22 protein-coding genes are annotated in these 24,097 nt (G+C 63.8%); 5 read left to right on the forward strand and 17 right to left on the reverse strand.

Going from position 1 to position 24,097, the window contains the following annotated elements; translation table 11 throughout:
* Window positions 1-185: 185 nt before the first annotated feature.
* On the forward strand, window positions 186-734 hold the full coding sequence (locus tag QTL98_RS14350) for an MOSC domain-containing protein (protein WP_445679148.1): 549 nt from the start codon (window positions 186-188) through the stop codon (window positions 732-734).
* 83 nt (window positions 735-817) lie between these two features.
* Window positions 818-1,366, forward strand: a complete 549-nt coding sequence (locus QTL98_RS14355; protein ID WP_445679149.1) for an MOSC domain-containing protein — start codon at window positions 818-820, stop codon at window positions 1,364-1,366.
* 30 nt (window positions 1,367-1,396) lie between these two features.
* On the opposite strand, the gene QTL98_RS14360 is transcribed toward QTL98_RS14355, so the two are convergent.
* Entirely contained in the window at window positions 1,397-2,107 is a 711-nt protein-coding gene (locus QTL98_RS14360) for an SDR family oxidoreductase (protein WP_445679150.1), read from the reverse strand.
* Between the two features lie 128 nt (window positions 2,108-2,235).
* Here QTL98_RS14360 and gcvA point away from each other — a divergent pair, with 128 nt between their 5' ends.
* Window positions 2,236-3,165: a transcriptional regulator GcvA gene (gcvA, locus tag QTL98_RS14365; RefSeq protein ID WP_445679151.1), complete on the forward strand. Its 930-nt coding sequence runs from the start codon at window positions 2,236-2,238 to the stop codon at window positions 3,163-3,165.
* Window positions 3,166-3,177: 12 nt separating this feature from the next.
* Here gcvA and QTL98_RS14370 read toward each other — a convergent pair whose 3' ends face one another.
* Window positions 3,178-4,392, reverse strand: a complete 1,215-nt coding sequence (locus QTL98_RS14370; protein WP_445679152.1) for an MFS transporter — start codon at window positions 4,390-4,392, stop codon at window positions 3,178-3,180.
* A 155-nt stretch (window positions 4,393-4,547) separates the two neighbouring features.
* Between QTL98_RS14370 and guaD the strand changes: the two genes are divergently transcribed.
* Complete coding sequence (guaD, locus tag QTL98_RS14375; RefSeq protein ID WP_445679153.1) at window positions 4,548-5,924, forward strand: guanine deaminase; 1,377 nt, start codon at window positions 4,548-4,550, stop codon at window positions 5,922-5,924.
* Between the two features lie 17 nt (window positions 5,925-5,941).
* Here the strand turns inward: guaD and QTL98_RS14380 are convergent, their stop codons facing one another.
* The 4 genes from QTL98_RS14380 to QTL98_RS14395 form a co-directional block, all read right to left on the reverse strand.
* Window positions 5,942-6,940, reverse strand: a complete 999-nt coding sequence (locus QTL98_RS14380) for a GlxA family transcriptional regulator (RefSeq protein ID WP_445679154.1) — start codon at window positions 6,938-6,940, stop codon at window positions 5,942-5,944.
* On the reverse strand, window positions 6,937-7,500 hold the full coding sequence (locus QTL98_RS14385; protein ID WP_445679155.1) for an isochorismatase family protein: 564 nt from the start codon (window positions 7,498-7,500) through the stop codon (window positions 6,937-6,939). The genes QTL98_RS14380 and QTL98_RS14385 overlap by 4 nt, the downstream gene beginning before the upstream one ends.
* Before the next feature lie 174 nt (window positions 7,501-7,674).
* Window positions 7,675-9,378, reverse strand: coding sequence for a SulP family inorganic anion transporter (locus tag QTL98_RS14390; protein ID WP_445679156.1), 1,704 nt, complete (start codon window positions 9,376-9,378; stop codon window positions 7,675-7,677).
* A gap of 101 nt (window positions 9,379-9,479) precedes the next feature.
* Window positions 9,480-10,994 (reverse strand): sulfatase, encoded by a 1,515-nt coding sequence (locus QTL98_RS14395; RefSeq protein WP_445679157.1) that lies wholly within the window; start codon window positions 10,992-10,994, stop codon window positions 9,480-9,482.
* A gap of 383 nt (window positions 10,995-11,377) precedes the next feature.
* Here QTL98_RS14395 and QTL98_RS14400 point away from each other — a divergent pair, with 383 nt between their 5' ends.
* A complete protein-coding gene (locus tag QTL98_RS14400) occupies window positions 11,378-12,325 on the forward strand; it encodes a LysR family transcriptional regulator (RefSeq protein WP_445679158.1) in 948 nt (315 codons plus the stop codon).
* Between the two features lie 167 nt (window positions 12,326-12,492).
* Here the strand turns inward: QTL98_RS14400 and QTL98_RS14405 are convergent, their stop codons facing one another.
* The 11 genes from QTL98_RS14405 to QTL98_RS14455 all read right to left on the reverse strand — a co-directional run bounded on the left by QTL98_RS14405 (window position 12,493) and on the right by QTL98_RS14455 (window position 24,093).
* On the reverse strand, window positions 12,493-13,998 hold the full coding sequence (locus QTL98_RS14405; protein ID WP_445682161.1) for a tripartite tricarboxylate transporter permease: 1,506 nt from the start codon (window positions 13,996-13,998) through the stop codon (window positions 12,493-12,495).
* 13 nt (window positions 13,999-14,011) lie between these two features.
* Window positions 14,012-14,515: a tripartite tricarboxylate transporter TctB family protein gene (locus tag QTL98_RS14410; protein WP_445679159.1), complete on the reverse strand. Its 504-nt coding sequence runs from the start codon at window positions 14,513-14,515 to the stop codon at window positions 14,012-14,014.
* Entirely contained in the window at window positions 14,512-15,504 is a 993-nt protein-coding gene (locus tag QTL98_RS14415; RefSeq protein ID WP_445679160.1) for a Bug family tripartite tricarboxylate transporter substrate binding protein, read from the reverse strand. Before QTL98_RS14415 ends, QTL98_RS14410 begins: the two co-directional genes overlap by 4 nt.
* A gap of 819 nt (window positions 15,505-16,323) precedes the next feature.
* Window positions 16,324-17,514, reverse strand: coding sequence for an elongation factor Tu (tuf, locus tag QTL98_RS14420; RefSeq protein WP_445679161.1), 1,191 nt, complete (start codon window positions 17,512-17,514; stop codon window positions 16,324-16,326).
* Window positions 17,515-17,612: 98 nt separating this feature from the next.
* Complete coding sequence (gene fusA, locus QTL98_RS14425) at window positions 17,613-19,709, reverse strand: elongation factor G (protein WP_445679162.1); 2,097 nt, start codon at window positions 19,707-19,709, stop codon at window positions 17,613-17,615.
* Between the two features lie 81 nt (window positions 19,710-19,790).
* Entirely contained in the window at window positions 19,791-20,261 is a 471-nt protein-coding gene (gene rpsG / locus QTL98_RS14430; RefSeq protein WP_445679163.1) for a 30S ribosomal protein S7, read from the reverse strand.
* An 11-nt stretch (window positions 20,262-20,272) separates the two neighbouring features.
* On the reverse strand, window positions 20,273-20,644 hold the full coding sequence (rpsL, locus tag QTL98_RS14435; protein ID WP_445679164.1) for a 30S ribosomal protein S12: 372 nt from the start codon (window positions 20,642-20,644) through the stop codon (window positions 20,273-20,275).
* 374 nt (window positions 20,645-21,018) lie between these two features.
* A complete protein-coding gene (locus tag QTL98_RS14440) occupies window positions 21,019-21,765 on the reverse strand; it encodes a hydroxymethylpyrimidine/phosphomethylpyrimidine kinase (protein WP_445679165.1) in 747 nt (248 codons plus the stop codon).
* Complete coding sequence (locus QTL98_RS14445; protein ID WP_445679166.1) at window positions 21,762-22,727, reverse strand: ThiF family adenylyltransferase; 966 nt, start codon at window positions 22,725-22,727, stop codon at window positions 21,762-21,764. The genes QTL98_RS14440 and QTL98_RS14445 overlap by 4 nt, the downstream gene beginning before the upstream one ends.
* Window positions 22,724-23,326 carry a thiamine phosphate synthase gene (locus QTL98_RS14450; protein WP_510637577.1) on the reverse strand — a complete coding sequence of 201 codons (603 nt, stop codon included), beginning with the start codon at window positions 23,324-23,326 and terminating at the stop codon, window positions 22,724-22,726. Before QTL98_RS14450 ends, QTL98_RS14445 begins: the two co-directional genes overlap by 4 nt.
* A 5-nt stretch (window positions 23,327-23,331) precedes the next feature.
* Window positions 23,332-24,093 carry a thiazole synthase gene (locus tag QTL98_RS14455; RefSeq protein ID WP_445679168.1) on the reverse strand — a complete coding sequence of 254 codons (762 nt, stop codon included), beginning with the start codon at window positions 24,091-24,093 and terminating at the stop codon, window positions 23,332-23,334.
* Between the last annotated feature and the right edge of the window lie 4 nt (window positions 24,094-24,097).

A 24,097-nucleotide genomic window follows, 5' to 3' on the forward strand; every position in this document is an offset into this window, starting at 1 on the left:
GCAAAATCCTCCCCTCCTGGGGAGGTGGGCCGCAGGCCCGGTGGGGGTAATGAGTCACCTTCTGGCAAAGGCCTCCGCAGGATCCTGCCTCATTACCCCCATCCGCCGCTTGCGCGGCACCTTCCCCACTCAAGGTGGGGAAGGTTAGAAAGTCCCCTGCCCTTAGTTGAAGAAAGCCACGCCCGATGACCATCACGCCTCATGTCGAAGCCGTCAGCCTCAGCGCCGAGCACAATTTCAGCAAGCCCGTGCAGGAAACCATCAAGCTTCTGAAGGGCCTTGGTATCGAGGGCGACGCGCATCTGGGCGTGACGGTGCAACATCTCTACGACAAGGGACGCAACCCCGACCAACCCAACCTCCGGCAGGTCCATCTTATCCATGGCGAACTGCTGGATACGCTGAAGGAAGACGGGTTTGCCGTGAGCCCGGGAGCGATGGGCGAAAATGTGACCACCCGCGGCATCGACCTTCTGGGCCTGCCGCAGGGCGCGCGCCTTACGCTCGGCGAGGATGCCGTGGTGGAGATCACGGGGCTGCGCAATCCGTGCCACCAGCTGGACAAGCTGCAGAAAGGCCTGATGGGCCGGCTCGTCTTCAAGAATGAAAGCGGCGAGATCGTGCGCCTTTGCGGCGTCATGGGCATCGTACTGGAGGGCGGCACGGTGGCAGCGGGCGACGGCATCACCGTAGAACTGCCGCCCTTGCCGCACCGCAAGCTGGAGCGGGTCTGATCCCGCTTCCGGACCTTGCCGACGGCCCGGAGAACGACCTGTCAAAGTCGAAACGTTTTTTCGCGCGAGGAAAGCGAAGCCCGATGACCACCACGCCCCGTGTCGAAGCGGTCAGCCTCAGCGCCGACCACAGCTTCAGCAAGCCGCAGCAGGCGAAGATCAAACTTCTCAAGGGCCTTGGCATCGAAGGGGATGCGCATCTTGGCGTGACCGTTCAGCATCTCTCACGCATCGCGCAGGACCCGACGCAGCCGAACCTGCGGCAGGTGCACCTGATCCATGGCGAGCTGCTGGATGCGCTGAAGGCGGAGGGGTTTGCGGTAGGCCCCGGCACAATGGGCGAAAACATCACCACGCGCGGCGTCGACCTTCTGGGCCTGCCGCAGGGCGCACGCCTCAAACTGGGCGAGGATGCCGTGGTGGAGATTACCGGCCTGCGCAACCCCTGCCATCAGCTGGACAAGTACCAGAAGCGCCTGATGGGCCGGCTGGTGTTCAAGGATGAAACCGGCGAGATCGTGCGCCTCGCCGGCATCATGGGCATTGTGCTCGAAGGCGGCATGGTGGCGCCGGGCGACAGCATCGCCGTAGAGCTGCCGCCGCAGCTGCATCGGAAGCTGGAGCGGGTCTGACCCCGCCCGGGATCAGCCGCCCCGGGGAAGTCACCCGGAGATCGAGCGCATCAGCCCGCCATCGACCCGCAGGTTCTGGCCGGTGATGTAGCTGGCGCCTTCGGAAGCGAGAAAGGCAACCGTCGCCGCCACCTCGGCGCTGGTGCCGTAGCGGCCCATCGGCACGCTCTGGCGCCGCTCCTCGGTGGCCGGCAGGCTGTCGATCCAGCCGGGCAGCACATTGTTCATGCGCACATTGTCAGCGGCATAGGTGTCGGCAAAGATCTTGGTGTAGGCAGCAAGGCCGGCGCGGAACACAGCCGAGGTCGGGAACATCGGCGTCGGCTCGCTGACCCAGGCGGTGGAGATGTTGACGATGGCGCCTGCCTTCTGTGCCTGCATGACCGGCGCGACCAGCCTGACCGAGCGCACGACATTCATCAGATAGACATCCATGCCGGTGCGCCACTGCTCGTCGGTAATCTCCAGGATCGGCGCCCGCGGGCCATGGCCGGCGCTGTTGACCAGCACGTCGATGCGGCCCCACTTCGCCATCACCGCATCCACCAGGCGCTTCAGGTCATCGTTGGACTGGTTGGAGCCGGTAACGCCGATGCCGCCAAGTTCCTTCGCCAGCGCCTCACCCTTGCCGGAAGAAGACAGCACCGCGACCTTGAAGCCATCGGCTGCCAGGCGCCGCGCGCTCTGCGCGCCCATGCCGCTGCCACCCGCTGTGATGATCGCTACTTTTTCTACTGCCACTTTCCGCTCCCTGCTTTCGGATTACATTACCGGCCCGCGCATTGCGGACTGCATGGCTAAAGGAATACCATTCCGGCCGATGGTCCACGAAGCAATTGCGCTTTCCTCTGGCAGTAGAAAATCTATCGATGACGGATGCCCCGGCCGGCCGGCTGCCTTCTCTCAACGCCCTGCGGATGTTCGAGGTCGCGGCGCGGCACCTCAGTTTCCGCGCCGCTGCCGATGAGCTGGGGCTGACACAGGGCGCCGTTGCGCAGCAGATCAGGGGACTGGAGGCGGAGCTGGGCCTCCGGCTTTTTGACCGGCTGCCGCGTACCCTTGCACTGACAGGAGAGGGCCGGGTCTATGTGGCCGACGTGCGGCGGGCGCTCGCCATCATTGCCGGGGCGACACAGCAGCTGCGGCCGCAGCCGCTCAGCCTGACCCTCAGCATGACGCCGAGTTTTGCTTCCAAATGGCTGATCCCGCGCCTGCCGGACTTCACCGCCCGCTACCCGGATCTCGACCTGCATCTGCAGGCAACCGAGCGCCTGTCGAGCTTTCAGGCGGACGGGGTGGACCTTGCCGTGCGGTATGGCCGGCCACCCTTTGGCCAGGGGCTCGCGGTTGACCTGCTGTTCGAGCAGGAAATCATCGCCGTTTGCAGCCCGCGCCTGCTGCAGGGCATTGCCCCGCCCAGGCACGCTGCCGACCTTGCCGGCTTTACCCTGCTGCACGACACCAACAATTTCTGGCCGGAATTCATCGAGCGCCATCTGGGCGGCGCTGCGGAAACCAGTTTTCGAGGCATCAGCTTCAGCCAGACCGTCCATGCGCTGGAGGCCGCCATGGCAGGACAGGGCATTGCGCTGGCAAACCGTTTCTTCGTTCGCCGCGATATCGAGGAAGGCCGGCTGCGGCGCCTTCACGACGGCACGCTGCGCACCCGGGCCGACTTTTTCCTCGTGCGCCCGCGCTACCGCAAATCCGAAGCGGTGGACCGTGTCGCCGCCTGGATGCTGGAGGAAGTGGCAAAGGACATTGCCGCCGGGCTTCCACCCGGCCCCACCGGTTCCTGACGCAACCAGGCCCTAGCCTTCCCCCTGCCCAGCCGCCCCCGGCGGCGCCATCTCGATGCGGAGCAGCAGCAGGGCCGCGACGAGGCAGAGGAGGCTCGCCCCTGCGGTCAGCAGCGTGATGAGCAGGCCGGTGGACAGCATGCCGGCTACGCCTGCCACGATCAGGCCGGCCAGCGGCTGGGACAGGTTGTTGAGCAGCACGATGAGGCCCGTGGTCTTGCCGAAATCGCCCGAGGGGATGATCTGCTGGCGCAGGCTGCGGATAAAGACGCTGAACATCTTGTCAAAACCGATGACCAGCACGAAGCCGACGGCATAGAGGGGAAGGCCCGGCGCAAGGCCGGAAAGAAAACCGCCAAGGCAGGTGAAGAGCGTGGCGATGATGCCAAGCGTGCGCAGCGAAAGGCCGCCATGCGCCGTCCACAGGAGCGTCAGCACGGTGGCGATGGCGCCGGCCGCCTGCACCAGGGCATAGGCGTGGCCGCTCGCACCATGCACGCCGGTAACCATCGCGGCCGACGTGGCAAGCGTGACGCCAAGGATGAGGTTGGCGGCACCGGTCAACAGGATCAGCTCGCGCAGGCGCGGCAGGGTCAGGATATGGCGGGCGGCAACAAGCAGCGGGGCAAAAAACCGCCCGCTTGCCGCCTGCGGGGCGTGAAGCTGCGGCCTCGCCAGCCGTTCCCAGAGCAGGACAAGACCATCGGCGGCCAGAAACAGGATAGCAGCCGCCACCACGCCGCCTTCGGCAGGCCACCAGCCAAGCAGCAGGGAAGCGAAAAGCGGGCCGAGGATGGTGCCCACCTGATCGGCAATCTGGGTATAGGAGAGCGCCTTGCGATAGCGCTCACCGCTGAAAAGCTGCGGCAGCACCACCTCGCGCGCCATCACCCCCTGCGTGGTCAGTACGCCGCTGACGGCGGAAAGCGCGATCAGCCAGCCAACCCCGCCGAGGGTGACAAAACCGGCAATGCCGGCAAGGCAGCTAACCGCCCGCAGGGCCTGGCTGAGCCGCAAGAGGCGTAGCGGATCGAACCGGTCGCACAACACGCCGCAGACGGGAAAGGCAACGAAGCGGGGAAGCGTTTCGAAAAAGAAGGCGATACCGGACCAGCCGACGCTGCCGGTGGTCTGGAAGATGACCAGCGGCACCAGGAACAGCAGGATCTGATCGGCAAAGCGGGTCAGGAACAGCGACCCGTAAAAGCTCATATTGGCAATCCGCATGATGCGCACGCCTTTTCCCTCGCGCTGTGGCCCTCGCCTGTGGCCTCTCGCGCTATGCGTAGCCAAAGCCAGCGCGCAGTGCATTGAATTTATTCCGTCCCGGCACCGCGCCCGGTATCTTCGCCAGCAACTTCGCGGCCCCAAGGACAATCCCGATGATCAAAGACAGCCCCGCCCTTGTGCTGATTGGCACCGCCTTCCACACGCCGACCCCGGCAGCGCTGGAAGTGCTGGAGGATCATGCCTTCGTGCTGGACGGCAGCGGCGCCCTTTCCCGGGTTCTGCCGCCGGGCCATCCGGACCGGCCGGCGCTGGTGGAAGCCGCGCGCGTCGCCGGACGGCTGAAGGAACTGGGCACGGGCGACTATCTGGTCCCCGGCCTCGTTGACCTGCATGTCCATGCGCCGCAATGGCCGCAACTGGGCAAGGCGCTGGATGCCCCGCTCGAGGTCTGGTTGCAGAAATATACCTTCCCGCTCGAGGCGCGGTATGCCGATCCGGACTTTGCCCGGGCGGTCTATGATGACCTTGTGGCGACCCTGCTCGCCCTTGGCACCACCACAGTGCTCTATTTCGGCTCGGTGGATGTCGAGCCGAACCTCATCCTTGCCGAGGCCTGCCTGCGCCATGGCCAGCGCGCACTCATCGGCAAGGTGGCCATGGATCATCCGGAAACCTGCCCGGACTTCTATCGTGACCACAGCGCCGAAACCGCCCTTGCCGGCACGCGTGACTTCATCGCCCGCCTGCGCGAAATGGCGGCAAATACCAAGGACAATCCGCTGGTGCTGCCGGTGGTGACGCCGCGCTTCATCCCCTCCTGCACCGATGAGCTGCTGCACGGCCTTGGCGCTCTTGCCGAGGAACTGGATTGCCATGTTCAGACCCACTGCTCGGAAAGCGACTGGGAGGTGGGGCATGTGCACGAGCGGCTCGGCGCGAGCGATTGCGAGGCGCTTGACCGTTTTGGCCTGCTGACCGACCGCACGGTGCTGGCCCACTCCACTTTCGTGACGGATGGCGACCTCACCCTCATGAAGGCAAAAGGCGCGGCGGCCGCGCATTGCCCGATGTCCAACGCCTATTTCGCCAACGCGGTGTTCCCCATGCGCAAGGCGATGGAAAAGGGCGTCGAGGTCGGGCTCGGCACCGACATTTCCGGCGGCTTCAGCGCCTCCTTGTTCGATGCCGCCCGCCATGCCCTGATGGCCTCGCGCGATGCCTACAACGGTACCGATCCGGCCCTGCCGCAAGAGGAGCGCGGCACGGGCGAAAAGCCGCTTTCCACCATCGAGACCTTCTGGCTGGCAACGGCCGGCGGCGGCAAGGCGCTGTCGCTCCCCATCGGCCAGTTTGCCGAGGGTTATCGCTTCGATGCGCTCATCGTGCGCGCCGGCGCTCCCGGCAGTGCCTTCCGCACATGGCCGGGCAGCGATACACCCGGCGAGATTTTTGAAAAGCTGGTGCTGACGGCAGATCGCACCGCGATTGCCGAAGTCTGGGTGGATGGCAGACGGCGGCTTGCCGCCTGAACCTTACCCTATCCACCTCACCCCATCCGCCGGAGCCCCGTTGGCGGCCCTTCATTGAGGCGCCCCCAGGCCCGGCGAAACTGGCGGGCGGAGGAAAAGCCGGCCCGCTCGGCAATGCCTTCCATATCAAGCTGCGAGCCCATAACCAGTTCGCGGGCAAGGGCAATGCGCAGGCGGTTGACGTAGTCCGTCACGCTCATGCCGGTCTGGTCGTTGAAAAGGCGCGAGAGGGTGCGCGGGCTGGTGGCGGCAATCCCGGCGACCGCGTCCACCGACCAGTCCCGGGCGGGATCGGCGGCAATCGCATCCTGCGCCCGGTGGATGACCGGGTGAAGGTGATTGCGCCCTTCCAGCCATGGCGAGAGCTGCGGGTCCGCCCCGCCGCGCCGCAGATAGATGACGAGATAACGCGCCACCGCCAGCGCAACGCCATGGCCGATTTCCCGCGCCACGATGGCCAGCATAAGATCGATGCCGGCGGTTATGCCGGCACTCGTCAGCCGCTCACCATCCTCGACATAAAGCCGGTTGTCGCGCACGCGGGCTGCCGGTGCTGCGCCCCGCAACTCTTCCACCGAGCCGTGATGGGTCGTGCATTCATAACCATCGAGAAGCCCCGCCCGCGCCGCCAGCAGCGCGCCGGAGCAGATCGTCACCAGCCGCATCCCGGAGCGGATGGTTCGCGCCAGCCAGTCGACGATAGCCGCTTCCTGCGGCGCGTCCGCCGCCCTGACATCACCCACCGTTCCCAGCGGCTGGTCGGCGGAGCCCGACACCACAACCATCGCCCCGTCGGGAAGCCGATCCGGCAACGGCCTGATGCCGGCAAGCTCCAGCCCGATCGAGGTCGAAACGCCGGAGGCCGGACCGACATAGGTGACGTCGAAGCGCAAGGCCGTTTGCTCCAAATTGGCCCAGCGCAACACCTCCATCGGCCCGGCAACGTCGAGCAGCAGCGTTCGTGGCGGCACCACCACGAAGACGGGGATCACTTTCTGCTGCGTCAGCTCACTCATGCCGCCTCGCGCTGCCCTTCTCCGGCAAGAGCCTCTTCCACCGTGGCGATGCGGGCAAAGCGACCGGCAAGTACCAGCTCGGTGCGGGCACGGATCTCCGCGGGGCTCCACACGCGGCCCGAAACATCGGTCATCGGGAAGGTCAACGTAGCTTCACCGACATAATCGACAAGGTACCCGAGGTCACTGGCGTGGCGAGTGGTCGTCTCGCAGCACTGCTCGGTGCGGATGCCGGAGATGATGACGCGGCGGATGCCGTTCTGCGTCAACCAGACATCAAGCCCGCTGCCGACAAGCGCGCTGTGGCGACGTTTGTAGAACACGGCGTCCGCCGCGAGTTTCAGCGGTTGAAGCGGCACGACAAAGCCTGACCCCAGCGAAAACACGCCCGTCTCCTCGACATGGAAGATCTGGACAATCGGGATGCCCGCCGCACGGGCACCATCGATCAGGGCCTGCTGGCGCTCGATATAGCCCGGCAGCGGCGTTTCCTCGAAATAGGGCCGGTGACGAAAGGATTCCTGGGCATCGATTACGATAAGGGCGGTATCAGCGGACATTTCAGGTCACTCCGTATGAAGGATACGGACACCATGATACTAGCGTTATCTTGTGCCGAAATGCACGCGCCGGACAGATAGCGGACACTTCACGCCAAAATCATCTCAACCCTTCCCCCCGCTGGTGCGCAGGGAAGGGAAAAACGTTCTGGCCGACCCGCAGTGGCTGCCCGGTCAGGACTTCGGCGGGCATTCAGTAAAGATGCATGTCTTGCAGCCGGCACAGATATCGGGGTCAAGCTGGCCCGGTACGATCGCCGCAATCGCGTCATGCCGGTGGCTGTAGATATTCTCGTCCTTCAAAGCCTCAACCACCCCGTACTGCTTCATCTTGTCCAGGAGCGGGGTGTAGCGCGAGGTCAGGTGCAATCGCCCTCCCCTTGCGCGGCGGCGACGGCTTTCCTCGATCAACAGCTCCGCTCCGGCAAGGTCGAGCTGCCCGATGCCGGTAAGCTTGAGCAAAAGATGCTTCTGTCCAGGCCGCTCGCGCTCGATCCGCCGGAGGGTCTGGCGTAGCTTTTCGACGACGCCGAAATAGAGTGGCCCGTTGAGCCGGGCGAACAGCAGCTGCGGACATTCCGGGCTGCCGTGGCGCACATTATGAAAGGAATGGTTGGGGCGGTTTTGGTCGGGAACCGTCAGCTCAAGCTCGGCATTGATCGATTCATTGAGGAAAAGGGCGAGACTGAGAAAGACCCCCGCAAAAACCGAAAACTCCAGCCCGACAGCGAGTGCCGCGACGAAGGTGACAAGAAAGGTAAGGGCTTCGCGCCGCGATTGCCGCGCCAATCGATAAAACGCGACGAAATCGATCTGGCGCCAGGCGATCAGGATGATGACGGCCGCCATTGCCGGAATGGGCAGGGCACTGAACAGGGGCGCGGCCAGAAACAGGATCGCGATCAATGCCAGTGAGGCAAAGACCGCAGCCAACGGCGTACGGGCACCGGCCTCGTGGTTGACAGCCGTGCGCGTGAGCGAGCCTGCACCCGCATAGGCAGAGAAGAACGGCCCAATCAGGTTCGAAAGCCCCTGCCCGATGATTTCCCGGTTGCCATCAAGATTCTCGTCCCGCCGGTGGGCATAGAGCCGCGCCACGGTGACCGACTGGATCAACCCCACAATGGCAATGGCGAGGGCCGGCTGGGCAAAGGACATAACGCTGCCTCCCGACACGTCGGGGATCGCAGGCGTCGGGAAAATCGACGGGATCGCCCCGACTGTGCGGGTTCCGAGCCCGAAGCCCCAATTTACCGCGCCTCCGACGCAGAGGGCCATGAGATAGGCCGGCAGTCCGGGCGCACAAAACCGTATGATCAGCGCCGCTGCGAAGGTCACTGCCGCGACAATAACCGTCCCCGGCACGGCGTTTGGCAAGGCCGCGACGAACCGTGAGAAAAAGACTGCGGGCGAGCCCAGATGCGGCAAGGCAACGCCCAGCACATCGCCCAGCTGGCTCATCGCGATCAGGATCGCAGCGCCTGCGCTGAAGCCGGTGATGACCGGCCCCGACACGAAGGTCAGGAACCGCCCGAGACGCGCCAGCCCTATGGCGAGCTGGATCGCCCCCACCAGCAAGGTCAGCGCCAGCGCCGCGCCGATCCATTCGGCCGAACCGGACACGTATCGTGATGAAAGTGCTGCAAAAATCAGCGCGGATACCGCTGTTGTCGGGCCCGAAACCACGATGCGGGAAGAACCGCACAAGGCGGCCACCACCGGCGTGATCATCGCCGAATAAAGGCCGTAAGCCGGCGGCAGGCCGGCGATGGAGGCGAAGGCAATCGCCTGTGGCAATATGATCGCCGCCCCGGTGATCGCAGCAAAAAGATCGCTGCGCAGCGAGCCGGTGTCGACCATATGCCACCAGCGCGGCACGCCACGCTCCTTGATCATGCTCATTCTCGAATTTCTTCCGTGCCGGGGAATAGAAGTCGCGATGACTTCATGGAGCACGCAGGCGCTGCCGGAACTTCCGGCTAGCCGGCCGCTTCGGGCACGCCGATCAGCTCCAGCCGATCATATGCCTCGCGGGGGGCGTCATTGGCACGCATCTGACGCACCATCTTTTCCACCATCTCCCGCTCCCGGGCAGGATCCGCAAGCGGCCGCTCCTGTCCGGGATCGGCAACGAGATCGTAAAGGCGGGTCTCGTTCTCGATCAGGCATCCGGGGCCGTAGTTGTAATACATCGGCGAGCGTTCAGTGACCGGCACCTTCAACAGCGGAACATTCTTGGTCCAGTCAAACGGTGGAGCAAGCGTCGCGGCTTGCAGCTCCTGCGTGGAAAAGCGCGAGGTAATATGGGTGGGCATCAAGGTGTACTGGTTGATCTCTTGCCCGGCGATATGAGCGGGAAAACGGTGATAACTGCGGACCCCGTCCGTCACATTTATCGCCCCGCCGAAATAGCCGAAGATCACGGCCTCCCGCTCGCCCGCCCGCAGCAAGGACTGGCCCTGCATCTCGACCGGAGCCTCAATCCCCCAGAAATCAAGAAAGGTCGGCGCCAGATCCGTCGTTTGGGTCAACCGGCCCACCCGGCGCGCGCCGGGGTCGCGTGGATCGTGCAGGAACAGCGGGATATGGACGATTTCCTCGTACATGTTCATCCGGTTCTTGGCCCAGAAGTCATGCTCGCCCAGCAGAAACCCGTGATCGGTCGTAACCACGAGCGCCGTATCCTTCCACATATCGTGGGCATCGAACTCGTCGAGCAATCGGCCGAGAAGCTCATCGCACAGTGATACGACGGCATAGTAGTTGGCGCGCAGCTCATCCGCCTCTTCCGGCAGATCCTCGACCCGGCCGTAACGCGGCCAATCCAGAACTCCCCCCTTCCAGCCAGTATCGAAAGGCTCCTTGAACCGGTCAGGCGCATAGAAGGGCTCGTGCGGATCGAAGGTCTCGATCTGGAGCAGCCAGTCATCGGCGTCCCGGTTGGCCTCCAGAAACTCGAACCCGGCCTGGAAGCACTGAACCGAGGGAAAATCCTTCTCTTCGCGGATATATTCGCGATTGATCAGATGCGCCCTGTGCTTGGGAACATCGTCGATAAGGCCAAGCTGACTGGCGTGGTATTTCTCGCGCAGGCGTTCCCATGGGGGCTGCACCAGGGCCTTCCAGGGATCGCTTTCCTGTCCGCGGATAAACTCGAACGTGTTGTAGCGATTGTGATAGGTCGCCCCGCCATCTTCCCAATAGTGATAGTGGTCGGTAACCAGATGGCTGTGGATACCCCTGGCCTGAAGCAGTTCGGGGAATGCGTTGTCGAAGGGTTCGAGCGGCCCCCAGGACCGGTGAAGGAAGCTGAGATGCCCGGTCAGCATGTCGCGCCGGGCCGGCATGCAGGGCAGTGAGCCGACATAGTGCTTGTCAAACACCTGCACACGGAACGCCAGGCGGTCGAAATTCGGCGTCGGCACCCGGGTGCCCCCGTAACATCCAAGCATGTGCCGGTTCAGGCTATCGAATAAAACGAAAACGGTTTTCATGAGTGGATCCGATATCAGGCGGCCAGTAATCGGGCGCCGCGCCGGCCGGCGCGCGCCAGGTAACGATCCAGGGCATCCCCGGAAACGGGCATGCTGTGCTCATGGCGCGGAGGGCGACAGACCTGCTTATGGGCTGAGCTTCGCTTCCGGACATGATGCAGACGGCTGGCGATCCGCCATGTCGCGCCTGCGGGCCGCCCGTTGATCGTGCGATCAATATCGCCCCCCAAAACCCCCGCCGGCGGCCAGTCAGGCAGATCAGGCACTATAAAAATCGCGCGCAAGCATCGTCCTCCCTCAGGTCTTTAGACGGAGGTTGTCAGTCGATCAGGTATGTGTAAAATTTCTTTAGATTGGAAATTTGATAACTTTTTGGAATGATTATGGATCGGCAACTTGCCGCCTTCATGGCTGTCGCCAGGCTCGGCAACCTCACCTCGGCAGCACAGCGGCTCAACCTCACCCAGCCCGCGCTCACCAAGCGGCTTCTGGCCCTCGAAGAGCGGCTGGGCGTGGTTCTGTTCGATCGCAAACCGCGCGGCATGGAGCTGACGGCGGCGGGAAGGATTTATCTGCGCCATGCCAATCGCATAGAGCAGGAGTACCGGCAGGCCAGTGAGGAAATTGGCATCCTTGAGAATGCGGGCATGGAGACATTGCGGGTCGGCGCCGGCCCGCTCTTTCATCTGCGCTATGTGGCCCAGGCCTTTTCGGCAGTCCGAAAGAGTTTTCCGATGCTGCGGCTCGATCTCGTCGCCCGCAACAACGCCGAAACGCTCCCCATGCTCGTGGCGGGGGAACTGGATCTCGTCCTCGGCACGGTCGAGCCGCTGGCTTCGGAATATCTGCTGCGCGTGATCCCGCTGCTCGAGGTAGAGCAGGCCGTCGCTGTGTCCGAAGATATGCCCTGCGCGGACAAGGAGGTGTTATCGCCTTCTGATCTGGCGGAAATGCACTGGGTTGGCTACAGCCAGGTCACCGGCAGCCGCGAGCTATTGATGCGTTATTTCTCTCAGCACCAGCTCGGCGCCCCGCAGTTTGCCGCGCAGACAACCTCCTTCACCGCAGGGCTGCATCTGATCCGGCATTCGAACCTCGCGATGCAGGTGCCGCTTGAGATCAGGCCTGTCGTCAGCGGCGAAGGCTTGCGCGTGTTACCCGTTTTCCCCTCATTGGGACGGTCGGCCGCCGGCATCTATTTGCGTGAAAGCTCGCAAGGAATCCCGGCGGTTCAGGCAATGAACAGGGAACTGTGCCGGATTACCGGCGCGGAAAACGCTGACATCCAGAACGCTTCGCAAAAGCGCCCCAACACTCCGGAACAACGGTAGAAGAGCCTGACTTGCGCGGGGCAGCGACAACACCCGGCAAGGTTCTTTCCCCTTCCGGCTTGCAGCCATTGCTCCTGCCGACATCGAAGCTGGTATCTTCGGGGATGCCGCCCTCCTACCCACGGCCGGCACCCCCGAAATGATGGGTCATGCATTCGCCATGCAGATCAAGTGTTTACCGGCAACGGCTTTGATCGCCGCCCGGCGAAATGCCGGCGCAGGGTAAAGAAAAACACACAGAGCAACAGCGCCGCATTGATGAACACCAGGGTCGCGGAAACCGGGCGGTCGATGAAGATCCGGAGCCCGTCATGCGACAGGAGCAGGGCGCGCCGGACATTGTTCTCCAGAAGCGGGCCAAGGATCACACCGATCACCATCGGGGCCAGCGGATACCCCCCGGCGCGCAATATCAATCCGACGATGCCGAAGGCGAACATCACCCACAGATCGAAGATCGAACTGCCGACGGCATAGGTTCCGATCGCACACATCAGCAGCACGGTCGGTATCAGGACCAGCTTGCGCAGGCGCAGCACGTACACAAACAGCGGCGTCAGCAGAATGCCGACGACGAACAGCGCGATATTCGCAAGCATATAGACAAGGAAGATCCCGCCGACGATGTCCGAGTGCTGGGCAAAGAGAGTGGGGCCTGGAAAAATACCCAGGATCAAGAGCGCGCCGATCAGCACGGCGGTAACCGCATCACCGGGAATTCCAAGCGCGAGGGTCGGGACCAGTGCCCCCCCGGCCGTCGCGTTGTTGGCGCTCTCCGAGGCGACGATGCCGCCTTCGGCACCTTCTCCGTAACGCTCGTCAGCCCTGGAAAATGTCTTGGCCACCGCATAGGCGGTGAAGGACGAGATCACGCCCCCGGCCCCCGGCAACGCGCCGATAAAGGCGCCGATCGAGGAGGAGCGCAGCAGGTTCGGCCAGTGCCTGAGTACCAGCAGGACGGTACGGAATCCGGGCCGGGCGATTGAAAGCGTCGGCCGGTCCAGCAAGTCATTGCCAGTCAGCAGATTGCTCATCTCCGAGATCGCGAAAAGCCCGACCACGATGGCAACGATGTTGAAACCATCGGACATCTCAAAGAGCCCGAATGTGAAACGTTCGGCGGCTGTGAACTCGTCCGTGCCGGCTGTGGCCAGCAGCAGCCCCGCCGTCCCGGCGATCAGGCCCTTGAGCATGGACTGGTCCGATACGGCGGCAATCGCGGTCAGCCCGGTAATCGCCAGCAAGGCATATTCAGGCGGCCCAAACCCGGCCGCGAAAGCTGCGATCGACGGCGAAAACAGGATCAGGATCAGACCGCCAAACGCTCCGCCAAGCGCCGAGGCGGAGATCGCGATGCCAATGGCATCCGCGGCCCGTCCGTTCTGGGCCATCGGGTAACCGTCGAACAGCGTCGCCGCCGCGAGCGGTGTTCCCGGTATTCGCAGCAGGATGGCCGAGATGGCCCCGCCACACGAGCCGCCGACATAGATGGCGATCAGGAATCCCATCGCCTGCACCGGCGGAAAGGTGATGGCGTAAGGCAGCAGAAGGATAATGCCCATCAGCGGCCCCAGCCCCGGCAGGGCACCGACGAAGAGGCCAATGATGAGCCCGGCGCCAACCAGCGCCGCTGTCGAAAAGCTCGACACAAGCCCCAGCCCGCCCAAAAGCATGTCAAACATCAGGTCACCAGGGAATATTGAGATGGAAGATGCCGCCGGGGAGAACGACGTCGAGCTGACTTTCGAAGAACCAGGCCAGGCCAAAGGATATTGCGAGGCTGAGCGCGATCATCTGCCACCATTGGCGTGCCCCGCAGACAGCCATTACCGCAAACAGCATTGGCGCAGAGGTCAGGTGGAAGCCCAGGGGTCCAAGAAGCCCCAGATAGAGCCCGAAGATAGCGATGACCGCCGCAGGGCGAACAAGCTGGCGCAGCGTGAACCCGTCCGCCGGCACGCGCCGCCGTGCCACGACCTGGACAACAATCTGCAAGGCCACGAGGCCAAGGAGCACCAGCGTCACACCGCGCGGATAGGCGGCGGCATTGTCATACGGCCCCCCTTCAGCCATGCCCGATGGCCCCAGCACGTCACGAATCTGCTCGAAGACCAACGCCACAAGGACAAGCATGAGCGCGACGGCGCACCACCCTGCGGTGCGCCGTCCGATAACAAGCGGACCCGTCATTTCAGGGCCTTGAGGGCATCTTCTTCCCACTTGATGGCATCAGCCATCGTCGAAAGCTGGTCCCGTACACCCGAGACGATCTCGTCATAGTGGGTATGATCCCAGTCCAGCGGCTCGAAGCCCAGGCGCTCGATCCTGGTCCGTACGTCGGGATCGGCCATCGCCGTGCCCATTGCCGCCCGTAATTTCTCCACGCGCTCGGACGGGGTATTCTTCTTTACCAACCACCAATCCCAGCCCATCGGGGCAAGTCCGCTGAGCCCGAGATCTGCATTGATATCGGTGATCGACGGCGCCCCGCCGAATTCTGCCTTGGCGGCCGGCCTGTCGGACAAGACGAGCCCGATTTTAAGGGCCTCGGGATCCTGCTTGTAGCTACCGACATTGACGAAGGAGAAATCGAGAATTCCGCTTTTGACATCGTTATTGGCTGTCGGCGGCGAGTCATAAGGAACGTTTTGCGCAACGACCTGGTAGGACTGGAGCATCTTGGCGATCACAAGATGGGGCAGATTGTTGCGCTGGCCGGAGGAGTAACGCAGCTTGCCGGGATTGTCCTTGCCCCAGGCCATCATCCCTTCAAAGTCCGACCAACGGGTCTCGTCCGTTCGCCAGCCGATTGCGAAAGCATTTGAAGCAGCAGCGTGCAGCGGGATGAAATCGTCATACTTCCAGTCCGCCTTGCCGAGGATTGGCTGCAGGACCAGCGGCGCAACATAACCATCAATGATCGTATAACCATCGGCGGACTTGTTAAGCCCGGTCTGGAACGCCTTGATGCCCCCTGCGCCCGGCGTAGCAAGCACCGTCAACGAAACGCCAAGCGTCTTGCCCATCGCGTCAGCGATAATCTGGCTGACCGACATCGCAGGACCAGCGCCCGCAGGCAGGATGCTCTCGATCGTCCGTTCCGGATATTCCGCCAGGGCAGGCCCGCTGATCGCGGCCAAAGCCAGCACGGCGCCGGTGACGATAGTTTTGAAGTTCATGGTTTCCTCCCGTTTATGTTTTTTTTAAACCTGCTCCCTTCCTCTATCCGGGAAGGTGCAATCCTCTGTTCGAACTCCGGAAATGTGTTGGGGATTGAGGAGAGCGTGAAGTCACCCTGTCAGGCACCGCCCTCCGCATGGAAGAGCAACCGGAGATCACCGCCTCCGAACCACGACAGCCGCAACTCATTGCCCGGGCCGGCATACAGGCCCGCGCGGCGAAAACCGGCCGGCCGGATTGCCCGAACATCACAAAGACAGCTCACAAGCTCTCCCTCCTTCGAACGTGTGAGGTGAGCTTGCCGCCTGAAGAAGCATATGTAAAATTTCCTTGAATCAAAAATTAGATAACTTTTTGGAATATGTCAGTTGTCGGTGCCAAATTCGGGCGCACAGTCGGCCGCCTGATGGAGATGCAGGCCGAGGACTATCTGGACCGGGACTAAGCTCGCTACAATTGATCCTCCCCTCTTCGGGGAGGTGCCCGCAAAGCGGGCGGAGGGGGTAATGCATCCTCCAGAGGCAAAGGCCTCAGCCCGGTCGCCCCTCATTACCTCCATCCGGGCTTCGCCCACCTTCCCCACGCTGACGCGCAGGGAAGGAAAATTCTCCCCCGGCACGGGGGAGATGCCGCAAAGCGGCAGTGGGGGATGTGGGCAGTGCAGCTTGTCGGAGGAAGTGCCCGATGGGACGGCCAACACCCCCATCCGGGCTCACGCCCACCTTCCCCCCGCTGACGCGCGGGGAAGGAGAAAAAGCAAAACGCCCGCCGGTTTCCCGGCGGGCGTCTTTCTTCATCCGGCTTTCGCCAGAGGAAGATTACTCGAGGATCTTGCCAACGACGCCGGCGCCGACGGTGCGGCCGCCTTCGCGGATAGCGAAACGCAGGCCTTCATCCATGGCGATCGGGGCGATCAGCTTGACGACCAGGGAGACGTTGTCGCCCGGCATCACCATCTCCGTGCCTTCCGGCAGCTCGACCGTACCGGTCACGTCGGTGGTACGGAAGTAGAACTGCGGACGGTAGTTGGCGAAGAACGGGGTGTGACGGCCGCCTTCTTCCTTGGTCAGAACGTAGATCTCGGAGGAGAACTTCGTGTGCGGCGTGATGGAGCCCGGCTTGGCCAGAACCTGGCCACGCTCGACGTCTTCACGCTTGGTGCCACGCAGCAGCGCGCCGATGTTGTCGCCGGCCTCGCCGCTGTCCAGCAGCTTGCGGAACATTTCAACGCCGGTAACGGTCGTCTTGGTGGTCGGACGGATACCGACGATCTCGACTTCCTCACCAACCTTGACGATGCCGCGCTCGACACGGCCGGTCACAACGGTGCCGCGGCCGGAGATCGAGAACACGTCTTCGATCGGCATCAGGAACGGACGATCCTTCGGACGCTCCGGAAGGGCGACGTAGCTGTCGACGGCCTTCATGAGCTCGACGATCTTTTCCTTGCCGATGGCATCGTCACGGCCTTCAAGAGCGGCCAGAGCCGACCCCTTGATGATCGGAATGTCATCGCCCGGGAAGTCGTAGGAGGACAGAAGCTCGCGAACTTCCATCTCGACGAGCTCGAGCAGCTCTTCGTCGTCGACCATGTCGACCTTGTTCATGAACACGACCAGAGCCGGAACGCCGACCTGACGGGCGAGCAGGATGTGCTCGCGGGTCTGCGGCATCGGGCCGTCGGCAGCGGAAACGACGAGAATGCCGCCGTCCATCTGCGCAGCGCCGGTGATCATGTTCTTCACATAGTCGGCGTGGCCCGGGCAGTCGACGTGCGCATAGTGGCGCGCATCGGTCTCGTACTCGACGTGCGCGGTCGAGATCGTGATGCCACGAGCCTTCTCTTCCGGCGCCTTGTCGATCATGTCGAACGCAACAGCCGCACCGCCGTAAACCTCGGACATCACCTTCGTGATCGCAGCGGTCAGCGTCGTCTTGCCGTGGTCAACGTGGCCGATCGTGCCGATGTTGACGTGCGGCTTGTTGCGGGAAAACTTTTCCTTCGCCATTTCTTTTTCGCTCCATCAAGCCCCGTCCCGCGAAGGGATCGGGGGGAGAGGCCTGCCGGGCGAACCCGGACAGGCCTTTGTTCAGGGGTTTAAGTGTATCAGCCGGCCAGCTTGGCCTTGACCGCCTCGGCAACAGCCGCGGGGACAGGCTCGTAATGGTCGAACTGCATGGTGTACTGCGCACGGCCCTGGCTCATGGAGCGCAGGGTGTTGACGTAGCCGAACATGTTGGCCAGCGGAACGAAGGCGTCGACCGTCTTCGCAATGCCCTGGTCTTCCATGCCGCGAATCTGGCCGCGACGGCTGTTCAGGTCGCCGATGATGTCGCCCATGTAGTCTTCCGGCGTCACAACCTCGACCTTCATGATCGGCTCGAGGAGCTGCGGACCGGCCTTGGCGATACCTTCCTTGAAGGCAGCGCGGGCAGCGATTTCGAACGCCAGCACGCTGGAGTCGACATCGTGGTACGCACCGTCAACCAGGGTGACCTTGAAGTCGATGACCGGGAAGCCGGCGATGATGCCGGTATCCTTGGAGGCGTTGAGGCCCTTGTCGACGCCGGGGATGTATTCCTTCGGCACCGAGCCACCGACGATGGCGCTCTCGAACTTGAAGCCTGCACCGACTTCCTGCGGCTCGAACACCAGCTTGATGCGGGCGAACTGGCCGGAACCGCCGCTCTGCTTCTTGTGGGTGTAGTCGATTTCCGCCTTGCGGGTGATCGTCTCGCGATAGGCAACCTGCGGAGCACCGACATTGGCGTCCACCTTGAACTCGCGACGCATGCGGTCGACGATGATTTCGAGGTGAAGTTCGCCCATGCCCTTGATCACGGTCTGGCCGCTTTCATGGTCGACAGACACACGGAAGGACGGGTCTTCGGCAGCAAGACGCTGGAGAGCCTGGGAGAGCTTCTCCTGGTCGGCCTTGGTCTTCGGCTCGACGGCAACCTCGATAACCGGCTCGGGGAACTCCATACGCTCCAGGATGATCGGCTTTGCCGGGTCGCAAAGCGTGTCGCCCGTGGTGGTGTTCTTGAGGCCGGTGATGGCGATGATATCGCCAGCGGAGGCTTCCTTGATCTCTTCACGCGTGTTGGCGTGCATGAGAACGAGGCGGCCGATACGCTCGCGGTTGTCCTTGACCGAGTTCAGGAGGTAGGAACCGGCGGTCACAACGCCCGAGTAGATGCGGCAGAAGGTCAGCGAACCGACGAACGGGTCGTTGGCGATCTTGAAGGCCAGCATGGAAACCGGGGCATCGTCGTCGATCGGACGGCTGTCCGGCTCGCCGGTCTTGAGGTCAACGCCATGCACATCGCCAACGTCGGTCGGGGACGGCAGGTAGCGGATGACGCTGTCGAGCAGCGGCTGAACGCCCTTGTTCTTGAACGCGGTGCCGTTGATGACGGGAACGAAGAGACCCGCGATGGTGCCCTTGCGGATGCACTTGTAGAGGGTTTCGACGTCCGGCATCTCGCCTTCGAGATAGGCTTCCATCGCGGCATCGTCAGACTCGACGGCGGTCTCGATGAGCTTCTCGTGGTACTCGTCGGCCTGGGCCTTGAGGCTGTCACGGATCTCGCGGTATTCGAACTCGGCGCCGAGGCTCTCGGCCTTCCAGATGATTTCCTTCATCAGGACGAGGTCGATGACGCCTTCGTAATCGGCTTCGGAGCCGATCGGCAGCTGGATGCAGAGCGGGTTGGCGCCCAGGCGATCCTTCATCATCTGCACGCAGCGGAAGAAGTTCGCACCCATGCGGTCCATCTTGTTGACGAAGCACATGCGGGGAACTTTGTACTTGTTGGCCTGGCGCCACACGGTCTCGGACTGCGGCTCAACGCCGGCAACCGAATCGAACACGGCGACAGCGCCGTCGAGCACGCGCAGGGAACGCTCGACTTCGATGGTGAAGTCGACGTGGCCCGGGGTGTCGATGATGTTGATGCGGTGCTCGGGACCGTCCTCGCCGATCTTCCAGAAGCAGGTGGTCGCGGCGGAGGTGATGGTGATACCACGCTCCTGCTCCTGCTCCATCCAGTCCATGGTGGCCTGGCCCTCGTGCACTTCGCCGATCTTGTGCGAACGGCCGGTGTAATAGAGGATGCGCTCGGTGGTGGTGGTCTTGCCGGCATCGATGTGCGCCATGATACCGATGTTACGGTAGCGCTCGAGCGGATGACTGCGTGCCATGATGAATACTCGCGGCTTTGAGGGGCTGTCGGGGGAACAGGGGCGGCACCGGTTGACCGATACCGCCCCCGAACCTGCGAATTACCAGCGGTAGTGCGAGAAGGCGCGGTTCGCTTCCGCCATGCGGTGCGTATCGTCCTTCTTCTTCACGGCGGCGCCGCGCTGCTGGGCAGCGTCCAGCAGCTCGCCGGCCAGCCGGTCAACCATCGTCTTTTCAGAGCGGTTGCGGGCAGCACCGATCAGCCAGCGGAAGGCCAGGGCCTGGGCACGCTCGTGGCGCACTTCGACGGGGACCTGGTAGGTCGCACCGCCGACGCGGCGGGAACGCACTTCAACAGCCGGCTTCACGTTGGTGAGCGCGTCATGGAAGAGCTGGACAGCATCGGCCTTGGCACGGGTCTGGACCAGATCGAGAGCACCGTAAACGATGCTTTCGGCGATCGACTTCTTGCCATCAACCATGATGTTGTTGACGAACTTGGAAACAACGCGGTCGCCGAATTTCGGATCGGGAAGGACTTCGCGCTTTTCTGCTGCGTGACGACGAGACATCTATGCGCTCCTTACTTCGGCCGCTTCGCGCCGTACTTCGAACGACGCTGCTTACGATCCTTGACGCCCTGGGTATCAAGGGTGCCGCGAATGATGTGGTAACGCACACCGGGAAGGTCCTTCACACGGCCGCCGCGGATGAGCACGACGGAGTGTTCCTGAAGGTTGTGGCCTTCGCCGGGGATGTAGCTCGTCACTTCGAAACCGTTGGTGAGGCGCACACGGGCGACCTTACGCAGAGCGGAGTTCGGCTTCTTCGGGGTGGTGGTGTACACGCGGGTGCACACGCCACGCTTCTGCGGGCAGGATTCGAGCGCTGCTGCCTTGTTCCGCTTCGGCAGCGGCTGCCGCGGAGAGCGAATCAGCTGGGAGATTGTAGGCATTTGCCGACAGTTCCTTAAATCAAAGACCAAAGGGTTTGGACAAACCGGCGAAAACACCGGAAAATCCGCACTTTCCAATCGGTTCCACGCGAAGGGACCAACATGAAAAGACCCACTCGGTGCGGCATCGCCGTTCCGGGCAGGTCACTCTCGATGTCGGGCGCCGGCCCTGAGACCAGTATGGGACCGCGGTGTCCGGCGCCTAATCCCTCCCCGCGCCAGCAAACCCTTGCGGGAAAAGCCGGGGGAAGAAAAGTGGGCGCTATGTACAGCGATGACCGCGCCCCGTCAAGGCCGCTGCGGGCCCGCGCAGGGGAGCCATGCAGTGGCGAGGGGGCCGGCAGCGACGGCATCCCATACCATCGTCACCGGCATCAATCTTCGACCACTGCCGCTGCAGCAAACCGGGCATCGACAAGCCCCTTGGCCCGGCGGATCGCTTCCACGAGTGGATGCCCAAGGGCCAGACAGCCGGCAATGCCGCTCGCGAGCTGGCACCCCGTGCCCCTGAGCGTGCCCGGATAACGGGGCGAGGCAAAAGTCACCGGTTCGTCGTCGCGCCTGTAGAGCGTGTCAGCGCTGAGGCGAGTATCCTCGGTGTCATGTCCGCCCTTGACCAGAACAGCGCCGCAGCCCTGAGCCAACAGCGCCCGAGCGATATGCTCCGACGCTTCCCCTTCTGCAACCCCGAGAAGGCCGGCCAGCACCTGCAATTCCAACAGATTGGGCGTCAGCAAGGAAACGCGCGGCAACAGGCGTTCCACGAGAAGCACTGTCCCTGCGGAATCGAGCAGATCGGCGCCGGAGCTTGACCGCAGCACCGGGTCCAGCACCAGCGGCGCGGACGGCAAGGCGGCGGCCACCGCCTGCACAATCCCGACGGTTGCCAGCATGCCGATCTTGATGGCGCCGAGGTTCGGCCCGGCAGCGGCGATCTGGGCCGCAACCACCTCGGGCGGGACCGGATGGCTGGCCGTCACGGCATGATCGGTCTGTGCGGTGACCGCAGTGACGGCGACGCGGGCGGGAACGCCGATCCCGGCCAGGGTGGCGGTGTCGCGCAGCAGCCCGGCCCCGCCGCTGGAATCCATGCCGCCGACAAGCAGGACGGGCCGAGTCATTGCGGCAAGGCCAGAATGGCGACCGGGCCGCCCTGCCGCGCCTGTAACCGCTGCGCCGCCCGCCAGGCACGGAGGCCGGAGGCGCAGACAAAGACGGTCCGGCGTCCCGGCTCTGGCTGAAAGCCGTCGAGGGCCTCCGGGGGAAGTCGCCGTGCGCGAGGATGCGGAAGGCCGGGCGCCTCCTCCTCTCCCCTGAGTTCGATGACTGTATCGCTCTCGCCGATATCCTCCAGCGCGACAACAGCCGGCCCCGGACGGTCCGGCGGCTGCGCTCCGTCGAAGCGAAAGCCGGAGAGGCGCCAGTTTTTGAGATCGATGGTGACCATCTGCCCGAGCGGGCCCGGCTGCTGGCCGAGCAGGATGGCAAGCACCATCTGCGCCTGCAGCGCCCCCAGCGTGGCAACCGCAGGCCCCATTACCCCGGCCGTGGCGCAGGAGTGCAGGCTCGCCGGCAAATCCGGGAATACGCTGCGATAACCCGGCGCCCCGCCGCAGAAGCCCCCGGCATAACCGGTAAAGCCGATGACGGAGGCGGTGACGAAGGGCTTTAGCAGCGCCTCACAGAGATCGGAGAGCGCATAGGTGACGGCAAACATGTCGGCGGCATCGACCACGATATCGGCCTGTGGCAGCTCGGCCCGCGCCAGTGCCGGGTCGAGCCGGGCGACCAGCGCCGAGATCGTGCAGTCCGGATTGAGGGCTGCAAGCGTCGCGGCCGCTACTTCCGCCTTCGCGCGGCCAATGTCACTCATGCGGTAGAGCGTCTGGCGGTGCAGGTTGCTCTCCTCCACCCTGTCCGGGTCGATGATGCGCAGGTGCCCCACCCCGGCCCCCGCAAGCAGCGGCAGCAAGGTCGCGCCAAGCCCGCCGGCGCCGACCACCAGCACCCGGGCCCCGGCCAGTTTGACCTGCCCTGCCGGCCCGACTTCGGCAAGGCTGAGCTGACGGGCATAACGGCTCATCGCACATACTCCCGCGTCGCGGTGACCCATTCCCAGCACCGGGCCACCGGATCGGCGGCTTGCTGGATGTCGGTGACGACGGCTGCGCTGTCCGCCCCGGCCGCAAACAGGCCGGGCAGCCGCTCCGGGGTCAGGCCGCCGATGCCGACAAGCGGCGTTTTGCCCGCCATGGCCTTCCAGCTCCGCACGCGCTCCAGACCCTGTGGGCCCCACTTCATCTTTTTAAGCAGCGTCGGATAAACCGGCCCCAGCGCCACATAGGCCGGGCCAAAGGAGAGTGCCCGCTCCAGCTCCGCCTCATCATGGGTGGAAAGGCCGAAGCGCATACCGTAGCGGCGCAGGGCGGCGAAATCCGCGCCGTCCATATCCTCCTGCCCGAGATGGACAAAGTCACAGCCCAGATCGAGCGCAATCTGCCAGTAGTCATTGACCACCAGTTGCGCCCCGTGGGCCGCGCAGAGCGCCTTGGCTTCGGTGATCTGCTCGCGCAGCTCGGTGCGCGACATGTCTTTCAGGCGCAGCTGCACCAGCCGGACGCCCAACGGCAAGAGCGGGACCAGCCGCCCCACATCGCCGACGATCAGATAGAACGGATCGATCCGGGTCATGGGACCAGCTCCGCCAGACCAAAGATGGGCGTCGAAGCAGCGGCCATATCCCGGCTCGGCATCAGGCCGGCATTGAAGGCGACTTGCCCGGCGGCCACGGCCTGCCCGAAGGCAGCCGCCATCGCCACCGGGTCCGCTGCCTTTGCAACCGCCGTATTAAGGAGCACGGCATCAAAGCCCATTTCCATGGCCAGCATGGCCTGCGACGGCGCACCAATCCCGGCATCGATAACCAGCGGGATATCCGGGAAATGGGCGCGCATGCTACGCAGGCCGCCGATATTGCGCAGCCCCTGCCCGGAGCCGATAGGTGCGCCCCAGGGCATCAGCACCCGGCAGCCGGCCTCCAGCAGTTTTTCGCCGACGATCAGATCCTCGGTCGTATAGGGAAAAACCTCGAACCCGTCGGCCGAGAGGATACGTGCCGCTTCCACCAGCGCGAACGGATCGGGCTGCAGGGTGTCGGCATGGCCGATCACTTCCAGCTTGATCCAGCTGGTGCCGAAAAGCTCGCGCGCCATCTCAGCCGTCGTTACCGCCTCACGCACGCTGTGACAGCCCGCCGTATTGGGCAGAAGACGGCAACCGCTGCCGGCCAGAATGTCCCGGAAGGCCGCCCCGTCCCGCCCCTCCCGGCGCAGGGAGACGGTTATGACTTCCGCGCCGGAGGCCGTGATCGCCTGCCGCAGGATGGCGGGTGACGGGTATTGCGCGGTGCCCAGCATGAGGCGGGAGGAAAGAGAGGTGCCATAAAACATGGGC

Origin of the sequence: Radicibacter daui (assembly GCA_030657355.1) — a bacterium.
GTDB classification, from domain to species: domain Bacteria; phylum Pseudomonadota; class Alphaproteobacteria; order Radicibacterales; family Radicibacteraceae; genus Radicibacter; species Radicibacter daui.